The sequence below is a fragment of the Parabacteroides massiliensis genome, from assembly GCF_900155425.1.
GTDB lineage: Bacteria > Bacteroidota > Bacteroidia > Bacteroidales > Tannerellaceae > Parabacteroides > Parabacteroides massiliensis.
In genome coordinates this window covers 1,605,157-1,628,195 of the sequence record NZ_LT700191.1, presented here as the reverse complement: position 1 = coordinate 1,628,195, position 23,039 = coordinate 1,605,157, and the positions used below count along the sequence as shown (strand labels likewise).

Below are 23,039 nucleotides of genomic sequence, written 5' to 3'. Positions count from 1 at the left end.
TATGGCAGGAATAGCAAATAATCCCAATTCGCCCCGTCAGAAGATGATCAACCTGATGTATCTGGTGTTCATCGCCATGATGGCACTCAACGTGTCGTCGGAGGTACTTGACGGTTTCGAACTGGTGGAAGGCAGCTTGCGGACTTCTATCGATAACACTTCGACCCGTAATGAGATCGTTACGGAGGAATTGAAGGCTTATTATCAGACAAATCCCGAAAAAGTACGTGAATGGTACGAAAAGGGGAACAAGGTGAAGCAGGCTTCCGACAGCCTGTACAATTATGTGCAGGATCTGAAAGTGCGTATCGCCCAGATTGCCGACGGCAAAGATGCCGATGTCAATAATATCGATCATAAGGACGACCTCGAAGCGGCTTCCCGCATAATGTTGTCTCCCGTTTCGGGCGAAGGCAAGAAATTGCGCCAGAGCATCGAAAAATACCGGACGCTGATGGGCGAGATGGTGGAAGATTCGGCCAAGACACGCATCATCGAAGCCAGCCTGTCGACGACACCGCCTCACAAGGCCGGTATCAACACCCGCACTTGGGAAGAGGCATTGTTCGAGAATATGCCGGTGGCGGCAGCCGTCACTTTGCTGACGAAATTGCAGAGCGATATCCGCTATGCCGAAGGCGAAGTGTTGTCGAACCTGCTGAGCAGTGTCGACGTACGGGACTACCGTGTGAACCAGATCACGGCTCAGGTGATCCCGGAAAGCCAGATCGTCATGCGGGGCAGCCAGTACAAGGCCAATATCGTCTTATCGGCTGTCGACTCGACGAAACGCCCGACCGTCTATGTGAACGGCAAGGAGTTGCCTTATGATGCAAACGGAATGTTTACGGCTGTAGCCGGTGCGCCGGGCACTTATCCGGTCAAAGGATATATAGAAACGCCGGGGAGCGACGGCAGCGTGATGCGCCGCGAGTTCGAAAGCGAATATTTCGTGACGGAGCCGAGTGCGACGGTAGCGCCGATGCTGATGAACGTGCTGTATGCCGGAATCGCCAACCCGATCCGCATCGCCGTGCCGGGTGTGCCGAGCGGCAACGTGACGGCGACCATGACAAACGGGACATTGGTCCGCAAGGGCGACCAGTGGGAAGCCCGCCCTGCAACGGTCGGGACGGATGCCATCGTTTCCGTCCATGCTAAAATGGCGGATGGCCGCAGTGTAGAGATGGCGAAAACGACTTTCCGCGTGCGTGCCCTGCCCGACCCGATGCCTTTTATCGAATATAAGGACCAGAACGGCAATATGCGCAAGTTTCGTGGCGGCCAGTTCTCCAAACGCAATTTGGTGGAAGCCGACGGTATCCAGGCGGCTATCGACGACGACCTGCTGAACGTCCCGTTCAAGGTGCTGAGTTTCGAGTTGACATTCTACGATTCGATGGGCAACATCATTCCGGAAGTCACGCAAGGCAACCAGTTCTCGCAGCGCCAGAAAGATTATATCCGCCGCCTGGCAAGAGGCAAGCGCTTCTACATCACCCATGTGAAAGTTTTAGGTCCGGACAACAAGGAACGTATCATTCCGACTGTCGAAGTAATCGTCAATTAACATAACATAGGGACGAGGTCTGCCCACGTCCCGTAATGTATAAAAGATATATGAAACGTTTATATTACATAGCAACCCTCGCCTTCGCCCTGTTCGCTGCCTTTCCTATGCAGGCACAGGAAGAGGCTGGCAACGCGCAGCAACAGCAACAGAGACGCCGCGGTCCGGCCTCGAGCCGTGGTGCCCGTGAAGATGATAAGAAAGAGAACGGCATGCCTGAACTGACCGTCCGGGCACAGGATATGAACGAGCGGATGACACAGAATATCGGCAATGCTCGCTGGATGCGTGTCATCTATCGGCAGATAGACCTGACGAAAGAGCAGAATGCCCCTCTATATTACCCGACTCAACCGATGAACGGACAGATGAACCTGTTCTCGATCATCTTCCAGCTCATATGCGAAGGCAAGTTGTCTGCCTATGAATATCTGGACGGTTATGAGGATTTCAGCGATGACCGCAAGCTCGACTTGAAAGTTATGCTGGACCGCTGTCGCATCTTCTACGAAGAGACGCCGGGAAAGAACAACGAACCCGCCGGTTTTGTCGTGAATGAAAGCGACATTCCTTCCGGTGATGTCCGCTCCTATTATATAAAGGAAGCCTGGTATTTCGACCAGAACAACTCCGTATTCGATGTCAAGACATTGGCGGTCTGCCCGATCCTGACGATCGTGGACGATATGGGACAGAATACCATGCCGATGTTCTGGATTCCTTATGAAAACCTGCGTCCTTATATCAATACAGCCTATATCATGACGTCCAACATCAACAACGCCATGACTTTCACGCTCGACGACTATTTCCGTCGCCGGATGTTCCAGGGCGATATCTTCAAGACGCAGAATCTGATGAACCAACCCCTGCAAGCCTACTGTCCGACACCCGATTCGATGAAACGCGAGCAGGAACGTATCGAGAACCAACTGGTCACCTTCGAGAAATCCCTCTATCTGCAACCGGATACAGCCCAGTTGGCAGTTGACACAAAAGGCAAGAAAACCAAAAGTGCAACCGTCGCCGCCCGTGGCAAAAAGACGGAAGCCGTAAAAGAAAGCAAACAGAAAGAGGTTAAAACCAAAGCTCCTAAAGCTCAGAAAAGCGCTCCGGTCCGCAGCGTACGCCGCCGGTAAAGGCTTTGCCTCTACAATATCTAAAACACAAAAGAAGCGTAGATTAGTGATGGCTTGAATGGCATCTGCTAATCTACGCTTCTTTTATATTCCGTCGAAAGGATTACAACTTATGTATCACCTTCATCAACTGGTCTCCCAAGCCGATTGTGTAGCCTTGTGAAACGAATACTACGCGGTTGAAAGTGTCGGCAATGATGAAGATAGGCAGCGTGTTGGCGTTCTGCAACTTCATGGCTGCGGCGATTTCTTTCTGGATCGTCTTGTCGATATCTATACCGTATGTGATGGTGCTTGGCAACTCTCCGAACTCTTTCGGGTCGAAGTTCTGGAAGCCCTTTTCATCTGGGAACAGCAAGACCATGCCACGGCCCCATTCTTCGAGGTCCTTCTTTACGGCGGCGATATCACGCATGGCGTGGTTGGTCGGTTCCTGGCGTGCCCCGAGAACAGCGACAATGTAATAACCGCGTCCGGTAGTAGCCAACAGGCTCGTTTCCTCGCCGTTATCAGCCCGTTTGAACTTGTTTTCGGAATTGAAGTTGCCGATGACTTGTACATCATCCTGGCTCTCGCGCATCTCCAGTTTGATATTGCTTGTCTTGCCCGGTTCTATGTTGAAGAAGGATATTTCGGCCAGCACACTGCCGTTTGCCATGCGCGTTCCGGTGACCAACATATAATGGCCCTCATCCATGGAAAGCGGCTTTTTCAACAAGGCACTCCAAGTATCGCCACCACCCATATCCACATCGCCCGCTTCAAAGTTAAGCGTCTGCAACTTGCCGGTCGGAAGCACTTTCGCGATCGTGAAATGGCTGTAGTATTTCGGGTCTTGCAAAGCCTTGATCGGTTGGTAGGAAGCAACGACTTTGCCTTGCTTGGCAACCGTCTGCTCGGCAGCATCGAAGTCCACATCCACCCAGTTCAGGCCTTTTGCATACTGCACTTTTCTCGCTACCGGTTCGATGCGTGCCGGAATACCCAAACTACGGCATAAGGCGACAAAGAATATGTTACGGGAACCTTTGTCTGCCACACGCGAGTTCCATACGCCCATCGGCATAACCGGTATGCGTTGCGGATTCAGCTTGTCATTGATACTGATATTTTCCTTCACCCAGTCTACTATTAATTGCGGATCCGCCTTGGCTTTCTCCACCCATGCGGGATCGACATTGGCGACGAAGAACTTCCTGTACGGTGTCAGGAATTCGTTTGCCACACGCGGATTGAGGATATATTCGGTGAACAATGAGCTTTGTACAACCTGAACATTGTCCAGATGGTCTATCAATACGGAAGCCGGAGTATCGCGCAAATCCTTAGCGGAGATGACATTCAGCAAATCCATCGCCATCGAGCGTTTGTCGGCCGGAGTAACGCGAAGAAACTTCTCGATCTCACGCCAATTTCCCCGGCTACCAATCATAAAATCGGCTGTTTTCAGCGGGTCGATACCTAATTCTTTGGCAAGTGCTTCCGCTTTCTCTTCCGTATAGAAGGTAGCGACATATTTTCCTCTGATCACATCTTCTTCGTGCAAGCGTTTGGCGTTCGCCTCTTTCTGTTCGTCCGTTACTTCGGCGGCTATGGAACCGTCTACCGGAGGGATAATGTCGAGCGTGACGGTTTCGATGTCACCCGGTTTCTTGTCGAGAGTGATCGTCAGGTCATTATCTTTGCCGAACGACACTTTGCTGTATCCGAACTTGCCGTCTTTGGTCGCCCATGCCAACATATCGCCTTTACCTGCGGAGAGGAAAGTCTTCCCTGCGGCATCTGTTTTCTTATTAGCTACGGAATAGAACTCGGCATAGTTGTATATCTTGAATTCGACATCGGCTCCGGCAACCGGCTGGCCGTTTTCATCCACAACGGTGATCGTCGCTTTGGCTGTCGGGGCATAATTGTCGATCACGTTGATCTCGGTATAACCGTCGGTCACGTCCATGACCTCTTCCGGTCCGTTGTATTTGCCGAATACTTTCGTGTGCATCAACATACCGCGGTAAGCCGGTCCGTTGAACCATCCTAAATTGAGGACCGGCTCAGGTTCGCAAGCTCCGAGGAAATACCATTTCCCGTTTACCCATGCTTCTACCCAAGCATGGTTGTCATCGGTATGCGCCCAACGCGGCGTATAGACCTGGCGGGCCGGTATGCCGACCGACCGGAGAGCAGCCACGGCAAATGTCGATTCTTCGCCGCAACGCCCGTAAGCTGTCTTCACGGAGGCCAACGGAGAACTTGTCCGGGCATCGGAGGGCGTATAGATCACTTTCTCGTGACACCAGTGGTTCACTTCCAGCACGGCCTCATACAAGGACAGGCCTTTCACCCGATCTTTCAGCTCTTCGTAAAAGACCATGCGGCTTTCGTCCAGATTTTCGTTGTTGACACGTACGGGAAGAACAAAATGGCGGAAGATGTCTTCCGGAATGCTGTCTCCCCAAGGCATTTCCACCCGTGCACGAAACGAACTACGGATATTGTCGAGATACAGTTGCCCGTCATAATCCGTGATATCCCCGATCGGCATATAGGCATACAAGAATGTAAGCGCCTCTCTTTCGTCAGGTGTCATCTGCTGGTCAAAGACAGGAAAAAGATTCCCGTTCGGCAGAGCGGCCTGCTTTGCCTGGAAGTCATTTTCAACTTCGGCACGAAATGCATCGTCCGATATGAAATGCTGTTGCTTATTGCACGATATTCCCGCGAAGAGAACGAACAATAGCAAGAATAGATTTGTTTTAATCATAGCGTTAATATTATTTGCACAAATATACGGAATATATTTATTAATAGTGAATACACCTGTCTTTTAAGTGTTAAGCTATTGTGCATATCGTTATTTTTTCTTTACTTTGAAGTGACAAATTTATAGTGTAAACCGTTATTAGCCTATGTTCCACGAATTACAAATTTTCGAGAATCCGGAAGCGATCTTGTTGGTTGCTTCGATTATCTTTTTCTTTAGTATTATTGCCGGCAAAGCCGGTTTCCGCTTCGGCCTTCCCGCCTTGCTCCTCTTTTTAGGTGTCGGAATGCTGTTCGGCAGCGATGGTTTGGGCATTCAATTCAGTAATCCCAGGGCGGCACAGTTTATAGGCATGTTGGCATTGAGTATCATCCTGTTCTCCGGAGGTATGGATACGAAAGTATCCGAGATCAAGCCGATCGCGACGGAAGGTGTTATACTTGCGACAGTAGGCGTCCTGCTGACGACTCTTATAACGGGAGGTTTCATTTATTATGTATTTTTATGGTCTACCGGCTACGAGACTCTCTCGATAGCGGAATCGATGTTGATGGCGGCAGTAATGTCATCTACCGACTCTGCTTCCGTGTTTTCCATTCTAAGGAGCAAGGGCGTTTACCTGAAACAACGCCTACGCCCGACACTGGAACTGGAGAGCGGTAGCAACGACCCGATGGCGTATATGCTGACTTTGCTCATTATCGCTTATATACAAGTCGGAGGAATGAACTTGCAGGAGGCCGTCCTGCAATTGCTTATCCAACTGTCTGTCGGTGCGGTAGCCGGTTTCCTATTGGGCAAGCTGGCTGTTCTGCTGATTAACAAAATCAATATGGACAACGAGTCTTTATATCCGATCTTATTGTTGACGACTGCTTTCTTCACTTTCTCGGCAACCACTTTATGCAAGGGGAACGGCTATTTGGCCGTGTATATCGCCGGATTGGTCGTGGGGAATGCCAAAATCGTACATAAAAAGAGCATGGGGACTTTCTTCGATGGTTTTGCCTGGCTGTGGCAGATCGTCATGTTCCTTACGTTGGGCCTGTTAGTAAACCCGCACGAATTGCTGCCTGTCGCTCCGGTAGGTCTGTTGGTGGGGATATTTATGATACTGATAGCCCGCCCTGCTACGATATTCCTGTGTTTGCTTCCGTTTAAAAGCTTTACGACAAAAGGGAAGTTGTATATCTCATGGGTGGGACTTCGCGGAGCTGTTCCGATCATCTTCGCCACCTATCCCTGGATTGCCGGGGTCGATCATGGAGGCATGATCTTCAATATCGTATTTTTCATCACGATCCTTTCCCTCTTGATACAAGGAACGACTGTAACGCAGGCTGCCAAATGGCTTGGACTTGTCGACGAACCGGAACGAAAAGACGTGTTCGGCATCGAATTGCCGGAAGATATCAAAAGTGCCATGAGTGAAATAGACATCACCCCGGCTGTTCTTTCCCATGGGAACAAGTTGATGCAACTCACCTTGCCCGATCATACCCTTGCCGTTATGGTGAAACGCGACGGGCATTATTTCATTCCGAAAGGCAATACGGAACTAAAAGAAAACGACAAGCTCCTGATGATTTCCGACAACGACGAAGCCCTGTTACAAGCATACGATTCATTAGGAGTAAAAGATTATACGATGAAAAAGAACTGACATAGCCTCGATCAGGGCTGTTCCGGCGCCACAATGGAATCACGCAACACCAACAGTCCTTCTGGGCCCATATTGAAGAGTAAATCCACAATACTCATATTCGGGAGGAATCCGTGCTTGTCCTGAAAAACCTGGTAATAGGGTTTCGGGGAGAAGGACGGATCCTTTCCTTCATGTTTCGGACGGATGATCTCGCGGAAATCGTTCGGAACTTCAGGCCGGTACTCTTCCGTATGGATAATCTTCGGATGCAGGTCGAGCAGGCGACAGATCAACTGGCGCAATTCCTCATTGTAATCGAATAGGAACTCATACTTCTTCTCGTAAAAAGGCACGAAATCCTCTTCATAGTATTCGAAAAACGGACTCATATTATAAGCTGAAACCAAAGCGTTCCAATGCAGGTGGCGCCAGTTTCCGTGATCGGAGATACGGATATCTTTGGTCGGGCACTTCAATGTGTCCGGTTTTACAATGGGAACCGACAGGGCTAACGGGCCATTGGCAGCGGCAATGGTACAACGGTTCCGATAGGTTTGTTTCAGGTAGTTTTCGGCAGTTTCGAGGTATACTTCCGGATATTGGAACAGTTTGCAATATTGCTGGACAGGGCCCAGGTATGTTGTAGAAATATAGACAGGTTGCATCAGTTTACAGGTTTAAAGATTCGTTGTTTGTCACGGCTGAACCAGCAGAACCAGGCATTTCCGATAATACGGTCACGCGGGATAAAACCTAAATGGCGGGAATCGACCGATTCGTCCACATTATCGGAGAGCATCCAGTAATAATCCTGTTGGAAGAAGAAAAACACAGTTTCTCTTCCATCCAAATACAGCTTTCCGTCACGAAAAACAGCCTTTTCTCCCGCTTCGGCTACTATCGCCTCCTTGCAGGCGGTGAGGGCTGCCTCATCCAGGCGATACGCCCGCCCCTTACGGGGAACGACCAGTTTATAAGGGACAGCCTGGCTCCGGATAAAATGAATGTTCATCTCTTCCGTCAGTTCTTCACGCAATTGATATTCTTCGAAGGTTGTCAGGGAAAAAGAGATGCCGAACGTTTCGCTCTTCCAGTTCCGTAGCGGTATATTCAGCTTTTGCAAGGCTTTCCGGAAATCGGCGGCGCCCTTCTGAGTGATGAAGCATGTGTTAAGCGAACGAGGAGAGTGAGGCAACAGTTTTCCATTCACTTCGTATCCGCCGCCGCTCACCAGAATTGTGTCTCCGGGCATACCGATACAACGGCTCAGGAACAATGGGTTGCTCGCCGTATCTTTCAGAAGCGGACTGGTAAACAGCACGACCTTGTTCCGTCCCGGATTTCCTTCAAGCGGCAATTTATTCACCAGAATATAATCGCCCTGATGTAGCGCATCTTCCATTGCATTCGTTGATATCCGGTAAGATTCGATACAGAAACGGCGGGCGGGTATAACAATGAGAAAGGCGATAACGATCGTTACCACCCAGCCCACGTAGGGGCGACCTTCACGGTCGCCCGTCCCGTTCATATTATCATTCACTTTTTCCCTCATAGCAATCAGTTCAGTCAGGATGCACCCAACGGAACATCCGGTTCCAGCGGATACCGCCGTCGAACAGGCTACGATCCTTGTCCAGTGACAACCAGATCATGATCGGCTTGCCTACGATATGGTCTTCCGGCACGAAACCCCAAGAACGGCTGTCGGCGCTGTTGTGGCGATTGTCACCCATCATCCAGTAATAATCGTATTTGAACGTATAGGTCGTTTCCGGCTTGCCGTTGATATAGACCTTGCCATCCTTTACTTCCAGCTTATTATGTTCGTAATTGACGATACAACGTTTATAAAGAGCGATATTGCGTTCCGTCAACGGGATCGTAGCTCCTTTCTTCGGAATCCATAACGGTCCGTAATTGTCACGGTCCCATCCGGTCTGATAGTCTACCGGATAATAAGAATCGGCTCCTACGATATCCGGCTCGATTACCACCTTTTTCACGACCGGAAGTTTTTTTGCTATTTCCAAAGCCTTTTGTGTCAGCGGAAAATGATAAATCGGATTGTATTGCCCGCTTTCATTCGGTTGTATGCCTAAGAATGCCATCGTTTTTGAATTGAAGTTCCCGTCGATCAATACACGATCGGCTTTGCTGACATCCAGCAAACGGAACTGCTCTTCGCTCAACATGGAACCATCTGTCTCGATGAAGTAGTTAAACTGCATTTTTTCAGGGTTCTTGGCAGCAACACCATCAATGTAAACCTGGTTATTACGGATTTCGATCGTATCGCCCGGCATGCCGATACACCGTTTGACATAATTCTCGCGTTTGTCGACAGGGCGGTAGATCACTTCTCCGAAATATGCTTTATCCAACAGGATAGCTTCCCGTCCGTGCTGTTCCACCAAATGGTAATAATCCGGGTTCTGAACCTTCAGCGCGACCGTATCGCCGGCGGGAAAGTTGAACACGACAATATCATTTCGTTTCACATGACCGAAACCTTTCACCCGCTTGTAGTCCCACTCCGGCCAATCCAGATAGGATTTGCTGTCAAAGAACGGCAATGTGTTTTGTACCAGCGGGAAAGCAACCGGCGTGTTCGGCACACGCGGGCCATAGCTAAGTTTGCTGACAAACAGATAGTCGCCCACTAACAAAGACTTTTCCAGGGATGAACTGGGGATCTGGTAGTTCTGGAAAATAAAGATATTGATGAAATAGACGGCAACCAGTGCAAACAGGATGTCATCCACCCATTCCAACACATTGCGTATTTGCGGGTTCTTGGTGCGTTTCCAAGCTCCCCAGGGAATATACTCGGTCAGGAAAATATCGACAAGGACGATCAGGCCCAACAACAACCAGGCATTCTGCATCCAAAGCGTGAAAAGCAGATAAAGAACGGCTGCAATGCTGAATTTAATCCATTGTTTCTTGGAAAACTTCTTCATTTGTTTCTGTTATTAATTAAAATTTAAGCATATCGTCCATTCCGAGAAAACCTTTTTTCCCGGCGGTAAATTCGGCGGCAATAACGGCCCCCAAAGCAAATCCGGCACGGCTCTTCGCGTCGTGCTTGATGCTGATCGTGTCGACATCAGATTCGTATGTGATTTCGTGGATGCCCGGAACTTCTCCTTCGCGAATGGCATGAATAGGAATATCGGTTGCTTTCTCAGCCGTTTCCAAAGTCCAGCGATCTTTACGATCCACGTTTTCAAGGATTCCTTCCGCCAACGTGATAGCGGTTCCGCTGGGAGCATCCAATTTATGGATATGATGGGTTTCCATCATCTTGATATCGTAGGCGGGGAAATTATTCATAATCTTTGCCAAGTATTTGTTGAGGGCGAAGAATATGTTTACACCGATGCTGAAGTTGGATGCGTAAAAGAAAGTTTTCCCCTCTTTTTCGCACATTTCCTTGACCTGCCCTATCTTGTCGAGCCAACCTGTCGTACCGGAAACGACCGGAACATCCGCCGCAAAACATTGCATATAATTGTTGAATGCTGTTGCCGGAGTCGTAAACTCGATCGCGACATCAGCACTTTTGAAATTGTCGGAGTGTATTTCTTCGGGGTTATTGATATCTACGACAGAGACGATCTGATGTCCTCTGCCAAGTGCTATCTGCTCGATAGTCTTTCCCATCTTTCCGTAACCGATAAGTGCAATCTTCATACTTATATATTTTACTTTCAATTTTAAACTTTCATTTTTCAACTGGTAACATGCTGCAAATATAAAGAATAATGCTTAGATTTGGGACATAAATCTCAACTCTGAAAAAAGATGGAACGTTTATTACATTATGTTTGGAAATACAAACTTTACGTAACCACATCATTGGAAACCACAGACGGACGTCCCGTCCAAGTAATCGACCCCGGAATACAGAACACGGATGCTGGTCCCGACTTCTTCAACGCAAAAATAAAAATAGACGGAACGTTATGGGCGGGAAGTGTCGAAATTCATGATAAATCATCCAACTGGAGGCTTCATCATCATGAGGCAAACAAGGCCTATGACAGTGTAATCCTTCATATTACAGGCGTTGACGACTTTCAGCCGGTCCGAACGAACGGAGAACCGATTCCACAAATGATCCTATCTGTTCCGGAAAATATTATCCGCAGTATAGACTGGTTGCTCTATCGGGATGTGCCTCTTCCGTGCCTCGCCCATATAGCCGGAATCGATCCTTTGCACATAGCTTGCTGGATGGAAGCCTTGCTGAGTGAACGATTGGAACGGAAAACACATGATATTTTCCTCCTTTTGGATACGTATCAGGCAGACTGGAATGAAGTTTTTTATATTACTTTAACCCGCAATTTCGGCTTTGGCGTGAATAACGATGCCTTTGAAAGGCTGGCGAAGAGCCTGCCACTCCGTTGCATTCAAAAGCAACGGAGCAGCCATTCACAGATAGAAGCGATGATTTTCGGGCAAGCCGGGATGTTAGTGGAAGAGAATGACGATCATTATTACCGTCTGTTACAACGTGAGTACGATTTTCTCCGCCACAAGTTTGCCCTTTCGCCAATGGAAGATTTCGTGTTTAAGAATCTTCGGACACGGCCTGTCAACTTCCCGTATCTGAAAGTCGCACAGTTAGCCGCACTTTGGGTACAGCACGACACCTTGTTCTCCGCCATCCTTGAAGCCAGGAGTACAGGAGATATCAAAAAGTATTTCAGGATTCCTCCCTCCGATTACTGGGAAACACACTATCATTTCCGGTATGCTTCTCCCCAAAAGGAAAAGACCATAGGTGAAAACGCCCTGAACATCCTGCTGATAAACACGGTCGTCCCGATGTTCTTTGCCTACGGCCTGTACAACAAACGACCCGAATATTGCGAACGTGCTACCCGCCTTTTAGAAAGCATTCCTCCTGAAAAGAACTCCATCGTCTCTACCTTCTGCAACGCCGGTATCGCCGTCCACCATGCCGGCGACAGCCAGGCCTTGATCCAATTAAAACGCGAATATTGTGAAAAGAAGAAATGTTTGTATTGCAGGATCGGGTTCAGGATGTTGAAAACGACAATCGGACAAAAGAGCGTTTAAATGCAAAGATTGATTAATGGCAGAATCTCCTACTAATTTTCACCGGATTTTTCCCTATTTTTGCGCGTGTTTGTCAAATGTATTTGAAATAGACATAAATGGATAATAAATATATACGAAATTCATTCCGCCTGTTGTATGGAATGCTGTTGTTGGCCGTCATTTATTCATGTGCCAACATCGGAAGTCCGAACGGAGGGCCTTATGACGAGACACCGCCTAAATTCGTAAGCAGCACACCGGTCCCGAACCAAATTAATTACACAGGCAAAAAGATCGAAATTCTGTTCGATGAGCTGATCCAGATCGAAAAACCTTCGGAGAATGTGATCATTACTCCACCTCAAATGGAACTGCCGATTATCCGTTCTGCCGGGAAGAAAGCAGTGATCGAACTGAAAGATTCGCTGAAACCCAACACGACCTATACGATCGACTTCACCAATTCCATCTCCGACAATAATGAGAAAAACGTATTCGAGAACTTCTCTTTCGCTTTCTCTACCGGAGACATTATCGACACGCTCGAAGTATCGGGGGTTTTACTGAACGCCGAAAACCTCGAACCGATGCCCGGCATCACGATAGGCCTGCACAACAACCTGGAAGATTCCGCATTTGTAAAGCTCCCTTTCACCCGTACTTCCCGGACGAATGACAAAGGAGAGTTCACGATCCGTAATATCGCACCCGGAAGTTATCACATTTTCGCCCTGAACGATGTGAACCGCGACTATCGGTTCGACCAGCCGGGCGAAGATATCGCTTTCTTAGATTCCGTCATCGTTCCATCTTTCGAACTGACGACCCGGCAAGATACAACCTGGAAGGACAGCCTCACAATCGATACGATCCGGACAGTCGGTTATACCCGTTTCTTCCCGGACAACATCGAACTCCGCCTGTTCAAGGAAAAGTTCGAACGCCAGTATATGGTGAAACCCGAACGTCCGGACGAAAAATACTTCACACTGCGTTTCAACGCAAAACTGGACACCGTCCCTGTGCCTGTTCCTCTCAATTTCACTCCGGAAGACAGCATCTGGTATTTCGTTCAGCAGACGGAAGGCGGCGCGGCCGTTAACTACTGGTTTACTGATTCGACCGTTTGGAAGCAAGACACCTTGCAAGTGCAGGTTTCCTATCCGAAGAGCGACTCACTGAACATCCTGCGCCCGCAAACCGACACGGTCCAGTTGGTATTGCGCCGCCGTCCGGCAGAAAAGAAGAAAAAAAAGAAGGATGAACCCGATCCGATCGTATTCTTAGGAATGCAGATAGATGCTCCCGCCTCGATGGATCTGTTCGACACGATATCCGTCACCTTCAACGAACCGGTATCGGATGTCAACAAAGAGATGTTTTTCCTCGATCAGAAGGTCGACACCATTTGGAACACGGTCGATTTCGACTTCTTCCCCGATTCGACCAACAGCTTGAACTATTTCATCAAACGCCCGTGGAAGTATGGGGAAGAATACCGCATCGAGGTTGATTCTGCCGCTATCCACAGTCTTTACGGGAAATGGAACGCCTTTTTTACCGGTGAGTTCAAGATCAAAAAGGAAGATGAATACGGCCACCTCTATCTCAACATCAACGGTGTGGACACGACTGCTTTCGTCGAATTGCTAAACTCCGGAGATGCACCTGTCCGCAAAGCGAAAGTAAAAAACGGCGGAGTGCTCTTCATGGACTTGAAGCCCGATAAGTATTATGCCCGCATCGTGATCGACACAAACGACAACGGAGTGTGGGATACGGGGAACTATGCCGAAAAGCGGCAACCCGAAGAAGTTTATTATTCTCCCAAGATGTACGAGGTCATGCAGAACTGGCAGGTCGAAGAGACATGGGATGTCAACTCCACTCCGCTTGCCAAGCAGAAACCGCTTGAGATAACGAAGAATAAACCGAAAGAAGCGACCAAGAAGAAAAGGAACTACAAAGATGAAAGTCAACAATCTTCATCAAGGAATAGCAGTGGCGGCAATATCGGAATGCCGTTCTGACATTGTCCGTCTGTGGCTGGCATTTTTACTTTTGCTGCCGGCCGTGTGTGCAAAAGCGCAGGAAATTCCGGTCCGGCATAGGTTCAACCCCGGCGAGGAAGTACAATATGAGTTGTATTTCAAATGGGGACTTTTGATGCCCCGTGCAGGCCAAGCCGTCCTGTCCATCTGCGACGCGGAATACGAAGGCGAACCATCCTGTCACTACCGGCTGGTTTTCCGGACTTCCGGTATTATCGAGAAGGTCTATAAGATGCGGGATACGATCGACTGCCATTTCACCCCCGACATGCTGCTTTTGAGAAGCGAAAAACGGGCAAATGAGAATGACTATTATCTGATAGATGATATCCGTTTCTCCTACGAACAGAAAAAGATACTCGCCCATTCTCATCGTTACACGCCTACCCGTACGAAAATCGACACGATGCTCGTGACGGAAGATCCTTATATGTTCGACATGTTGGGAGCGACGATGTATTTGCGCTCTTTGGACTGGGATAAGATGAAGAGTGGCGAGAGCTTTCCTTTCCAGGTTGCAATCGGGCGTGAATGCGTCAACATCAGCTTCCGTTATACCGGACAGCAGATCGTGGAACGGAACGAGACATTGAAGTACAGGACCCGCCATTTCTATATCGACATCTACGACGATGCCTTTACCCAAAGCAAGGAGGCCGCCGAAATCTGGATCGGTGATGACGAGAATCATATCCCGATCAAGATACGTGCCAAACTGAAAATCGGCGCTGCCGAAGTTTATTACAAATCATCCAAAGGCTTGCGTTATCCGCTCACTTCGCGGGTAGAGATCAGGAAACGTTAATTTCAAACTTTTACAGGCAAGGATATCGTGAAGACGGTTTTCCGGTAAGGTTGTGAAACAACCGACAATTCGCCGCCGTGCATCCGTATGATCTGCCGGGAAAGGCTCAACCCGATGCCGCTACCCGTAGCCTTAGTGGTAAAGAAGGGCACAAAAACATCTTCCGCCAGCTCGGAAGGGATGCCGGGACCGTTGTCTGTCACCCGGATAAGCAATTGATTTTTCTCCGCATCAACATTCATGCATATCTTCCTGTCCTTCTGTCCTTCAAGTGCTTGCATGGCGTTCTTCAGCAGGTTGATCAAAACTTGCGACAAAAGTATCTCGTCTGCACAGACCATTATCTCCGGCCGGGAAAAGACGAGAAAGAAATCAATGTGTTGCCGTTGCATATCCGGCTGGTGCAAGGTCTGTAGGTTTTGTAACAGATGCGTGAGCGAAAATGTCTTAGGATCCGGTTGCTTCAGGTGGGCAAACTCCCGGTATGATTCGGTGAAATGCATCAGGGCTTGCCCCTGGCCTTTGATGGTGTCCAACCCACGTATCGTTTTGCGAATGGTGGTATCGGAGATTTCCCTGCAGCTTTTAGGCCCGTCCTTCGTCCGGAAATAAGAAAGAAGCGTACCGGAAAGGGAGACGACCGGAGCGATGGAATTCATGATTTCGTGTGTCAGGACATGCATCAGTTTATCCCATGATTCATATTCCTTGCGATGCAGCTCGCGATCGAATGCTTTCCGTTTGTTTTCGGTCATCAGCATGTGTATGCGGTTGAAGGCGGCATGCAGGCGGCGCTGTTCACGGCTACCGATGTCCTCAGGGAAGTAGAGCATCGATTCATTGTCCTCGATGGCATCCAGGAAAAGCTGTATCCTCCGGTTCGAAGCATTGAGATAATAGACGAGGAGACCGATCAGCCACGCAGTGATAAAGAGCCCCACGAGCCCCAATATGACCGCCCTCCCCGTCACGATACCGGCCACACTCAGGCTCGCCACCAGCACGATGGCGGACACTTGCAAAAGAATACGTATGTATAGACGGACACTGAACATATCGGCGAGAGCTCAGAGGTTAAAGCGCTTCATCTTATTATACAAAGTCTGCCGGCTCACGCCCAACTGCTCCGCCGCAGCCGTCAGGTTTCCTTCATTCTGGGTGATAGCCGCCAGGATCGCCTGCCGTTCCACCTCTTCCAGATTGGGAACCTCGCTAAAAGAGAGCGCTTTTCCCGGACGGATAAAGAGATCGGAGGCACGGATCACATTCTTTTCCGCCAGTATCACCGCCTTCTCGATCGTATGTTGCAACTCCCGGATATTGCCGGGCCAGTCGTAGTTCGTGAGTTTCTCCAATGCCTGTGGGTGCAGAGTGAGCCCCATCCGCTTGTAAAGGTCCGTATATTTTTTCAGGAAATAATCGACAAACAGAGCGATATCTTCCCGTCGGTTCCGCAAGGGCGGAATTTCGATCTGGATTGTGTTGATGCGGTAAAACAGGTCTTCGCGGAAAAGCGACTGCGCTACCATCTCCGGCAAGTTGCGGTTCGTGGCGGCAATCAGGCGTATGTCGACCGGAATCTTCCGGTTACTTCCGAGACGGGTGATCTCGCGGTTCTGCAAAGCGGCCAGCAGTTTGGCTTGCAATCCTAACGGCAGGTTTCCGATCTCGTCGAGAAACAACGTACTCCCATGTGCCGCCTCGAACTTTCCCGGACGGCTCTCGCGTGCATCCGTAAAAGCACCTCGTTCATGCCCGAACAACTCGCTTTCGAACAGCGACTCGCTGACGGCTCCCATGTCCACGTTGACCATCTCACGACGGCTACGAAGCGAAAGACGATGCATCTCGCGGGCCAGCATCTCTTTGCCCGTACCATTCTCGCCGGTGATCAGGACGTTGGCATCCGTCTTGGCTACTTTCGTCACCACTTTGATCAGTTTCATCATCACGGGAGAATGCCCGATAATCATGGCCGGTTCGCTCACTTTCGGTATCGGGTGCAGCGATTGTCGGGATTTCCGTTCATGCAGGGCGGTGCGTATCTTCTCGATCAAGTTATCATTGTCCCAAGGTTTCAATACAAAATCGGCAGCCCCGCTCTTCAATGCTTTGACTGCCAGTTCGACATCCCCATAGGCCGTCAGCATGATAACAGGCAATCCCGGCACGATCTCCTGTATACGGCGAAGCCAGAAAAGCCCTTCATTACCGGTATTGACACCGGCGGAGAAATTCATATCCAACAGAACCAGATCGACCGCCCGGCTATCCAAGACCGAAAGGATGCTGTTTGGGTTCGAAGCTGTCTCCACCTTTTCGAACTCATCTTCCAGAAGCAGTTCGAGAGAGGTCAGCACGCTTTTGTTGTCATCGACGATCAGGATAGTTCCGGCTTGCATAGGATCTTTTTCCTGTAAAGTTACCCGCTTCCCTGATACCTTGCAAGCAAGTGTCTAAATATTTGACACTTTTGTATGATTATTCCACGACATCTCCACCAAAACCTGGAAATGAATATCTTTTGCTTTTCACGGATCTTATTTTCATTTGCAGAAACTAAAATGTCTGCGGTCGAAACTAAAGTCTCTGCGGTCGAAACCAAAGTGTCTGCGGTCGAAACCAAAGTGTCTGCGGTCGAAACTAAAGTTTCAACCGAGGAAACAAAAGTTTCAACCGATGAAACTAAAGTTCCAGAGAGTGAAACTGTTTGAAACTTTAGTTTCGCGATAATTCTCTGGTAAATTCGGCAGTTCCTTTGATTTTATCTCGTTGCTCTTCTCCTCGCATATGTCAAAAGCCGTGGTTCAGTTCAATATTTCTTTCAAAAAATAGTTGTCTCTTCAGATTATTTTTCATATCTTTCGTTTTTCATACTTAAATAAAGAGAAAAGAATTCAATTTATAAACAAAATGGATATCAATCTTGAGGCAAAATACCTGAAGAAACTTGGGAATGGGGATCATAAAGCTTTCGACATGCTTTATATTCAATACAGCCCAAGACTGAAGCACTTCTTGACCGGCTTCATAAAAAACCAGGATGAAGCGAGCGACATGACTCAGGATATCTTTTACAAAATCTGGACAAATCGGGAAACGATTTCGAAAGTAGATTCTTTTAAAGCCTATCTCTTCCGTATGGCCCGTAACATGATCTATGATTATTACGAACACAGCCTGATCGAAGAAAACTACCAGCAAAAAGAACAAAACAAGCCGGCCTACGGTGATCTGATAGAGGAAGAACTCTACGCCAAAGAACTATCGCTGCTCATTGACATCGCTGTGGAGAAAATGCCGGCTCAACACCGGAACATCTTCATTATGAGTCGGAAAGACGGATTGAGCAACGAAGAAATTGCCCAACGGCTGAACATCAGCAAACGGACGGTAGAAAACCACATGACACAAGCCCTTGCCGAACTTCGGAAAATCGTGTATTCTCTTTTGCTGTTTTTTTTGTAAAAAAAATACATTTCCGACTGTGTGTGCTTTCCCACTTATCCGTCAGCTATCATATAAAGACGAAAAATGGGCAAAAACAATATACATATATTAATAGAGAAATTTTTCGGGAACGACCTGTCTCCGGAAATTCAGAAGAAGTTCCATGCTTGGCTGCTCGACCGAAACTTTCTGGAAGAGAAGGAAAAGGCAATGAGTACTTTATGGGAAAATGAATCAGCCGTGGCGGACGAATCCACTTTCCGGGAATTATCCCGGCTGCATAAGCAGATCGAGACCTCTAACCGGACGCTTCACAAATCCATCGTTTTGTATATCAGGAGAATTGCCGCCATCTTACTTTTGCCGTTGTTAGGAGCTTTCGGAACCTACTATTATCTGACAAAAGTAAATCCGATCGTGGAAGAGGCCCAGTTGAAAGAATGTTTCGTCGCAAATGGAGAACGGAAACAGATAGAACTGCCCGATGGAACGAAAGTTTGGTTAAACTCCGGTTCCTTATTGGTCTATGACAAACAGTTCAGAGGAAAAAAACGTCTCCTGTTCCTCAACGGGGAAGCTCGTTTCCAAGTTGCCAAAGATCCGACAAAACCATTTTTGGTCAAAACCTCCCACATGACAGTCAAAGCACTCGGCACTGTATTCAATCTGAACGCTTATTCAAACCAGGATGTTACGATCGCCACGTTGGAAGAAGGAAAAATCCAAGTCGATCCCTGTTTGAAAAAAGACACGAGCCTGATTTTATTGCCAAACGAGCAAATCATCTATAATCACCGCTTGGAAACACTGGCACTCAACACCGTCGACGCAGGACGTGTGATGCAATGGACCGACGGGTATCTGATATTCCAGACAGCCTCGTTCGACCAGATCGTAAAGACTATCGAACGTAAATTCGACGTAACGATCAATTATGAGACGGAACGTTTCGCCGGCAGAAGTTTTACTATGAAATTCAATCCTGACGAGGGTCTGGAACAGGTTATGGAGGTCATGAAAGAAATGATAAAAGGATTGAACTACAAAATAAAAGACAACAAAGTGTATATAAGCTAAACAAAGAGGAGATACTAATATGAAAAAAAGAACCGGGAAGATGACGCCAATCAGATCTTCCCGGCTTGAAATCGAGCAACACTATTCATTTCTAAGTATCCGGCAGGATAAAAAATCATGCATAGTATTTACTTACATATCTAATTTTACAAAAATATGGAATTAAACCTGAAAACACAACAGAATAAGCTAATTAGTTTATTCCGCGTTTCATTAATGTTTTTTCTTTTCTTTTTCACACAACAGACAGTTGCCAGTAGCCAGTCGTCAATCACGCTGCCTTCCAACAACATCACAATCAAGGAAGCTTTCTCCGAAATAGAGAAACAAACAGGTATGTCGGTCGACTATGACGAGTCGGTCATTAATCTGAATAAACAGATAAACGCCTCTGTCAACAATAAGTCGTTGAATGAAACACTCGCCTTGATCCTGAAAGGGAGCGGATGTACATTCGTAATCCGGAACAATCACATCATCATCTCTGCACAAGCAATTCAACAGCAGCAAAAGCAAGTGACGATTTCCGGTACGGTAAGTGATAATTTAGGCCCGATTGCCGGTGCAAACGTAGTAGAAAAAGGCACAACCAATGGAATCATCACGGATATGGACGGAAACTATACCCTCTCGGTTCCTCAAGGAGCGATTATCCAGTTTTCCTATATCGGCTACATGACCAAAGAGGTTACAGTCGGCAACCAGAAAAGCATCAACGTACAGCTGTCGGAAGATGCGCAAAAACTGGATGAAGTAGTCGTTGTCGGTTACGGTACGGCCAAGAAGAGCGACCTGGCAGGAGCTGTTGTCCGTGCCGATCTGGAGACTTTGCAGGAATCTCCGAATGTCAGTTTAGGATCAGCCTTGCAGGGAACGGTCCCCGGACTGAATGTAGGAGCCGTATCCGAAGCAGGTAAAGATCCGGAAATGTCGATTCGCGGCCGTACGTCTATCAGTGGCGGTAACAGTCCGTTGATCGTATTGGACGGTATCATTTTCCGTGGCAACATGGTCGATATCAATATGAACGACGTAGAATCGATCGATATCCTGAAAGATGCAAGTGCAGCTGCTATCTATGGCTCGGAAGCCAGCAACGGTGTTATTTTGATCACCTCTAAAACAGGTAAAGTGATGAGTAAACCGGTAATTGAATACAGCGGTTCATTCTCTTATCAGGAACCGACCAACAAAGATATGTATCCGGAAGGCCGTGACGGATTTCTTCGCAAAATAGCAGATCGTTATCTGGAAGAAAGCCGCACAGGGGATGACATGCTGCAAATGAATCCGAATTGGGATCCGACATCCCACTTGATGGATCGGAATGCTTTGAACGGATATGAAAACGGAACCGATACTGATTGGTGGGGAATGTTGACAAACAAAACTCCTTACATACAAAATCACAATCTGAGCGTCAGAGGCAAAAGCGAGTTGAGCAGCTATTTCTTCTCTATGGGTTATACGGATCAGAAGAACCTGATCATCAACGATACATACAAACGTTATAACGTACGTGTCAATTTGGACACGAAAATCACAGACTTCCTGAAAGTCGGCGTGCAATCCTTCTTTACGATCAGCGACTACTCCGGCCAGTCTCCTGATCTGGGAACCGTGACAGGCTTACCTCCCATTGTTGCCGTAACAGACGAGAACGGTGATTATATCCGGGAACCTTACAAAAACACATTGAATCCAATGCTGACTATCCAGCAAGACGATGTGAACAAGCGCTATAATCTGTTCGGGAACTTCTACGCCGATATCGATTTTCCATTCCTGAAAGGCTTGAACTATCGTATGAATTTCTCGCAAAACCTGATTGAAAACAAAATCTACAATTTCAACAAATGGGGAGCGAACTTCACGGGTTCCGGTTCAAAGGAAAACAACAGCCAATACAACTATACGGTCGACAATATATTGTCTTACAAAAATACATTCGGGAAACACGCTATTAATGCCACTTTCGTTTACGGTATCGAAAAGAGACAGTACGAAATGACAAAAGCAGGGGCAACCAACTTCTCCAATGACATTTTAGGCTTCAACAAACTGGATGCAGGACAAGCCGACTTACAGACAGCGACATCCGGAGCTTGGGAGGAATCGAGTTTGTATACCATGCTGCGTGCCATTTATACGTATAATGACAAGTATATCCTGACAGGAACCGTTCGCCGCGACGGATTCTCTGGGTTCGGTAAAAACCATAAGTTCGGAGTTTTTCCTTCTGCCGCTTTGGCTTGGCGCATCAGCGAAGAAGATTTCTTTAAAAACAACATCAACTGGATGGAGAATTTGAAGTTGCGTTTGTCTTACGGACAAAACGGTAACCGTACGGTCGGTCGCTATCAGACATTAGCACAGATGGGAGCTCAAACCGGATATCTGTTTGGAGATGGTTCCAGCGCAGAACAAATGCAATGGATCAAATCTCTTGCCAATGCAGATCTGCAATGGGAGACGACCAACACATTCAACATCGGTTTTGATTTCGGTGCCTTAAACGGACGTATCTTCGGTAATATAGAATATTACCTATCGCAGACAAATAATCTGTTGTATGACATCGACATACCGAGAATCAATGGATTAGACAAAATATCATCGAACATCGGTAAAATGAGGAATCGTGGTTTTGAAATGTCCGTAACAGGTGTGCCTATCGAGACAAAAGATTTTAGCTGGGATATTACTTTCAATTTTTCCCGCAACCGAAATAAGGTTGTCAGCATTTTAGGCATCGACGCCGATGGAGACGGAAAAGAAGACGACCTGGTAACCAATAAGATCTTTATCAATCATCCTTACGGAGTTTGTTATGATTACAACATCATCGGAATGTGGCAAATTGCAGATAAACAAGCCGGTTTGATCCCTGATGGTTTCGAATACGGTACGTATAAGGTACAGGATGTGAATAATGATGGAAAATATACAGCAGATCAAGACCGCATAATCCTTGGATATACAGATCCGGCATACCGTTTCAGTATCCAAAACTCATTCCGTTATAAAAATTGGGAGTTAAAGTTCTTGATTAACTCGATCCAAGGCGGCAAGAACTATTATTACGGACAGCCGGGCAGCAGCTTGCCTAACCCGGATAACATCTATCAAAATAATCTGTTTAACTTTGATTACTGGACACCGGAAAACCCGAATGCCCGCTATCGCCAGTTAGGCTATTACACGCAAGCATTGGGAGGTTCCGGATTTTCTCCGTATGTACAACGCAGCTTCGTCCGTCTGCAGGATGTAACAATTTCTTACAACGTGCCGTCTGCATTCCTGAACAAGTTCAAAGTAAACCGGCTCAAACTGTATGTAACAGGAAAGAACCTGCTTACCTTTACTGATTGGGACGGTTGGGATCCGGAAACCGGTACAGGCTTGGTTTCCAATCAATATCCGGTCATGAGAAGTTATTCCGTAGGTCTTAATCTTGAATTTTAATAA

16 protein-coding genes are annotated in these 23,039 nt (G+C 47.6%); 9 read left to right on the top strand and 7 right to left on the bottom strand.

Annotated elements, in window-relative coordinates; genetic code table 11:
• Position 1 precedes the first annotated feature (1 nt).
• Positions 2–1,570 carry a type IX secretion system motor protein PorM/GldM gene (gene porM / locus BQ9893_RS17570; RefSeq protein WP_075967122.1) on the top strand — a complete coding sequence of 523 codons (1,569 nt, stop codon included), beginning with the start codon at positions 2–4 and terminating at the stop codon, positions 1,568–1,570.
• Positions 1,571–1,620: 50 nt separating this feature from the next.
• The gene (gene porN, locus BQ9893_RS17565) at positions 1,621–2,709 is read left to right on the top strand and encodes a type IX secretion system ring subunit PorN/GldN (RefSeq protein ID WP_075967121.1); all 1,089 of its coding nucleotides are present in this window, start codon (positions 1,621–1,623) and stop codon (positions 2,707–2,709) included.
• Between the two features lie 103 nt (positions 2,710–2,812).
• Here the strand turns inward: porN and BQ9893_RS17560 are convergent, their stop codons facing one another.
• Positions 2,813–5,470 (bottom strand): transglutaminase family protein, encoded by a 2,658-nt coding sequence (locus BQ9893_RS17560; RefSeq protein WP_075967120.1) that lies wholly within the window; start codon positions 5,468–5,470, stop codon positions 2,813–2,815.
• A 145-nt stretch (positions 5,471–5,615) separates the two neighbouring features.
• On the opposite strand from BQ9893_RS17560, the gene BQ9893_RS17555 reads away from it, so the two are divergent.
• Positions 5,616–7,133: a potassium/proton antiporter gene (locus BQ9893_RS17555; protein ID WP_075967119.1), complete on the top strand. Its 1,518-nt coding sequence runs from the start codon at positions 5,616–5,618 to the stop codon at positions 7,131–7,133.
• An 11-nt stretch (positions 7,134–7,144) separates the two neighbouring features.
• Here the strand turns inward: BQ9893_RS17555 and BQ9893_RS17550 are convergent, their stop codons facing one another.
• The 4 genes from BQ9893_RS17550 to dapB are packed head-to-tail and all read right to left on the bottom strand — an operon-like array spanning position 7,145 to position 10,811.
• Positions 7,145–7,780 carry a WbqC family protein gene (locus BQ9893_RS17550; RefSeq protein WP_075967118.1) on the bottom strand — a complete coding sequence of 212 codons (636 nt, stop codon included), beginning with the start codon at positions 7,778–7,780 and terminating at the stop codon, positions 7,145–7,147.
• Complete coding sequence (gene lepB / locus BQ9893_RS17545) at positions 7,780–8,670, bottom strand: signal peptidase I (RefSeq protein ID WP_075967117.1); 891 nt, start codon at positions 8,668–8,670, stop codon at positions 7,780–7,782. The genes BQ9893_RS17550 and lepB overlap by 1 nt, the downstream gene beginning before the upstream one ends.
• Before the next feature lie 10 nt (positions 8,671–8,680).
• On the bottom strand, positions 8,681–10,078 hold the full coding sequence (locus BQ9893_RS17540) for a S26 family signal peptidase (RefSeq protein ID WP_075967116.1): 1,398 nt from the start codon (positions 10,076–10,078) through the stop codon (positions 8,681–8,683).
• 16 nt (positions 10,079–10,094) lie between these two features.
• The gene (dapB, locus tag BQ9893_RS17535; RefSeq protein ID WP_075967115.1) at positions 10,095–10,811 is read right to left on the bottom strand and encodes a 4-hydroxy-tetrahydrodipicolinate reductase; all 717 of its coding nucleotides are present in this window, start codon (positions 10,809–10,811) and stop codon (positions 10,095–10,097) included.
• A 111-nt stretch (positions 10,812–10,922) separates the two neighbouring features.
• Between dapB and BQ9893_RS17530 the strand changes: the two genes are divergently transcribed.
• The 3 genes from BQ9893_RS17530 (at position 10,923) to BQ9893_RS17520 (ending at position 15,044) form a co-directional block, all read left to right on the top strand.
• Complete coding sequence (locus tag BQ9893_RS17530) at positions 10,923–12,206, top strand: DUF2851 family protein (protein ID WP_075967114.1); 1,284 nt, start codon at positions 10,923–10,925, stop codon at positions 12,204–12,206.
• A 98-nt stretch (positions 12,207–12,304) separates the two neighbouring features.
• Positions 12,305–14,218: an Ig-like domain-containing protein gene (locus BQ9893_RS17525; protein WP_075967113.1), complete on the top strand. Its 1,914-nt coding sequence runs from the start codon at positions 12,305–12,307 to the stop codon at positions 14,216–14,218.
• Positions 14,157–15,044, top strand: a complete 888-nt coding sequence (locus tag BQ9893_RS17520) for a DUF3108 domain-containing protein (protein WP_075967112.1) — start codon at positions 14,157–14,159, stop codon at positions 15,042–15,044. Before BQ9893_RS17525 ends, BQ9893_RS17520 begins: the two co-directional genes overlap by 62 nt.
• Positions 15,045–15,046: 2 nt before the next feature.
• On the opposite strand, the gene BQ9893_RS17515 is transcribed toward BQ9893_RS17520, so the two are convergent.
• Together BQ9893_RS17515 and BQ9893_RS17510 are read right to left on the bottom strand one after the other, a co-directional pair.
• Positions 15,047–16,099: a sensor histidine kinase gene (locus tag BQ9893_RS17515; RefSeq protein ID WP_075967111.1), complete on the bottom strand. Its 1,053-nt coding sequence runs from the start codon at positions 16,097–16,099 to the stop codon at positions 15,047–15,049.
• A gap of 12 nt (positions 16,100–16,111) precedes the next feature.
• On the bottom strand, positions 16,112–17,446 hold the full coding sequence (locus BQ9893_RS17510; protein WP_075967110.1) for a sigma-54-dependent transcriptional regulator: 1,335 nt from the start codon (positions 17,444–17,446) through the stop codon (positions 16,112–16,114).
• Positions 17,447–17,957: 511 nt separating this feature from the next.
• Here BQ9893_RS17510 and BQ9893_RS17500 point away from each other — a divergent pair.
• From BQ9893_RS17500 to BQ9893_RS17490, 3 genes are all read left to right on the top strand, one after another.
• The gene (locus BQ9893_RS17500) at positions 17,958–18,512 is read left to right on the top strand and encodes an RNA polymerase sigma-70 factor (RefSeq protein WP_075967108.1); all 555 of its coding nucleotides are present in this window, start codon (positions 17,958–17,960) and stop codon (positions 18,510–18,512) included.
• Positions 18,513–18,578: 66 nt separating this feature from the next.
• Entirely contained in the window at positions 18,579–19,571 is a 993-nt protein-coding gene (locus tag BQ9893_RS17495) for a FecR family protein (RefSeq protein WP_075967107.1), read from the top strand.
• 156 nt (positions 19,572–19,727) lie between these two features.
• Entirely contained in the window at positions 19,728–23,036 is a 3,309-nt protein-coding gene (locus BQ9893_RS17490; RefSeq protein ID WP_075967106.1) for a TonB-dependent receptor, read from the top strand.
• Positions 23,037–23,039: the final 3 nt, after the last annotated feature.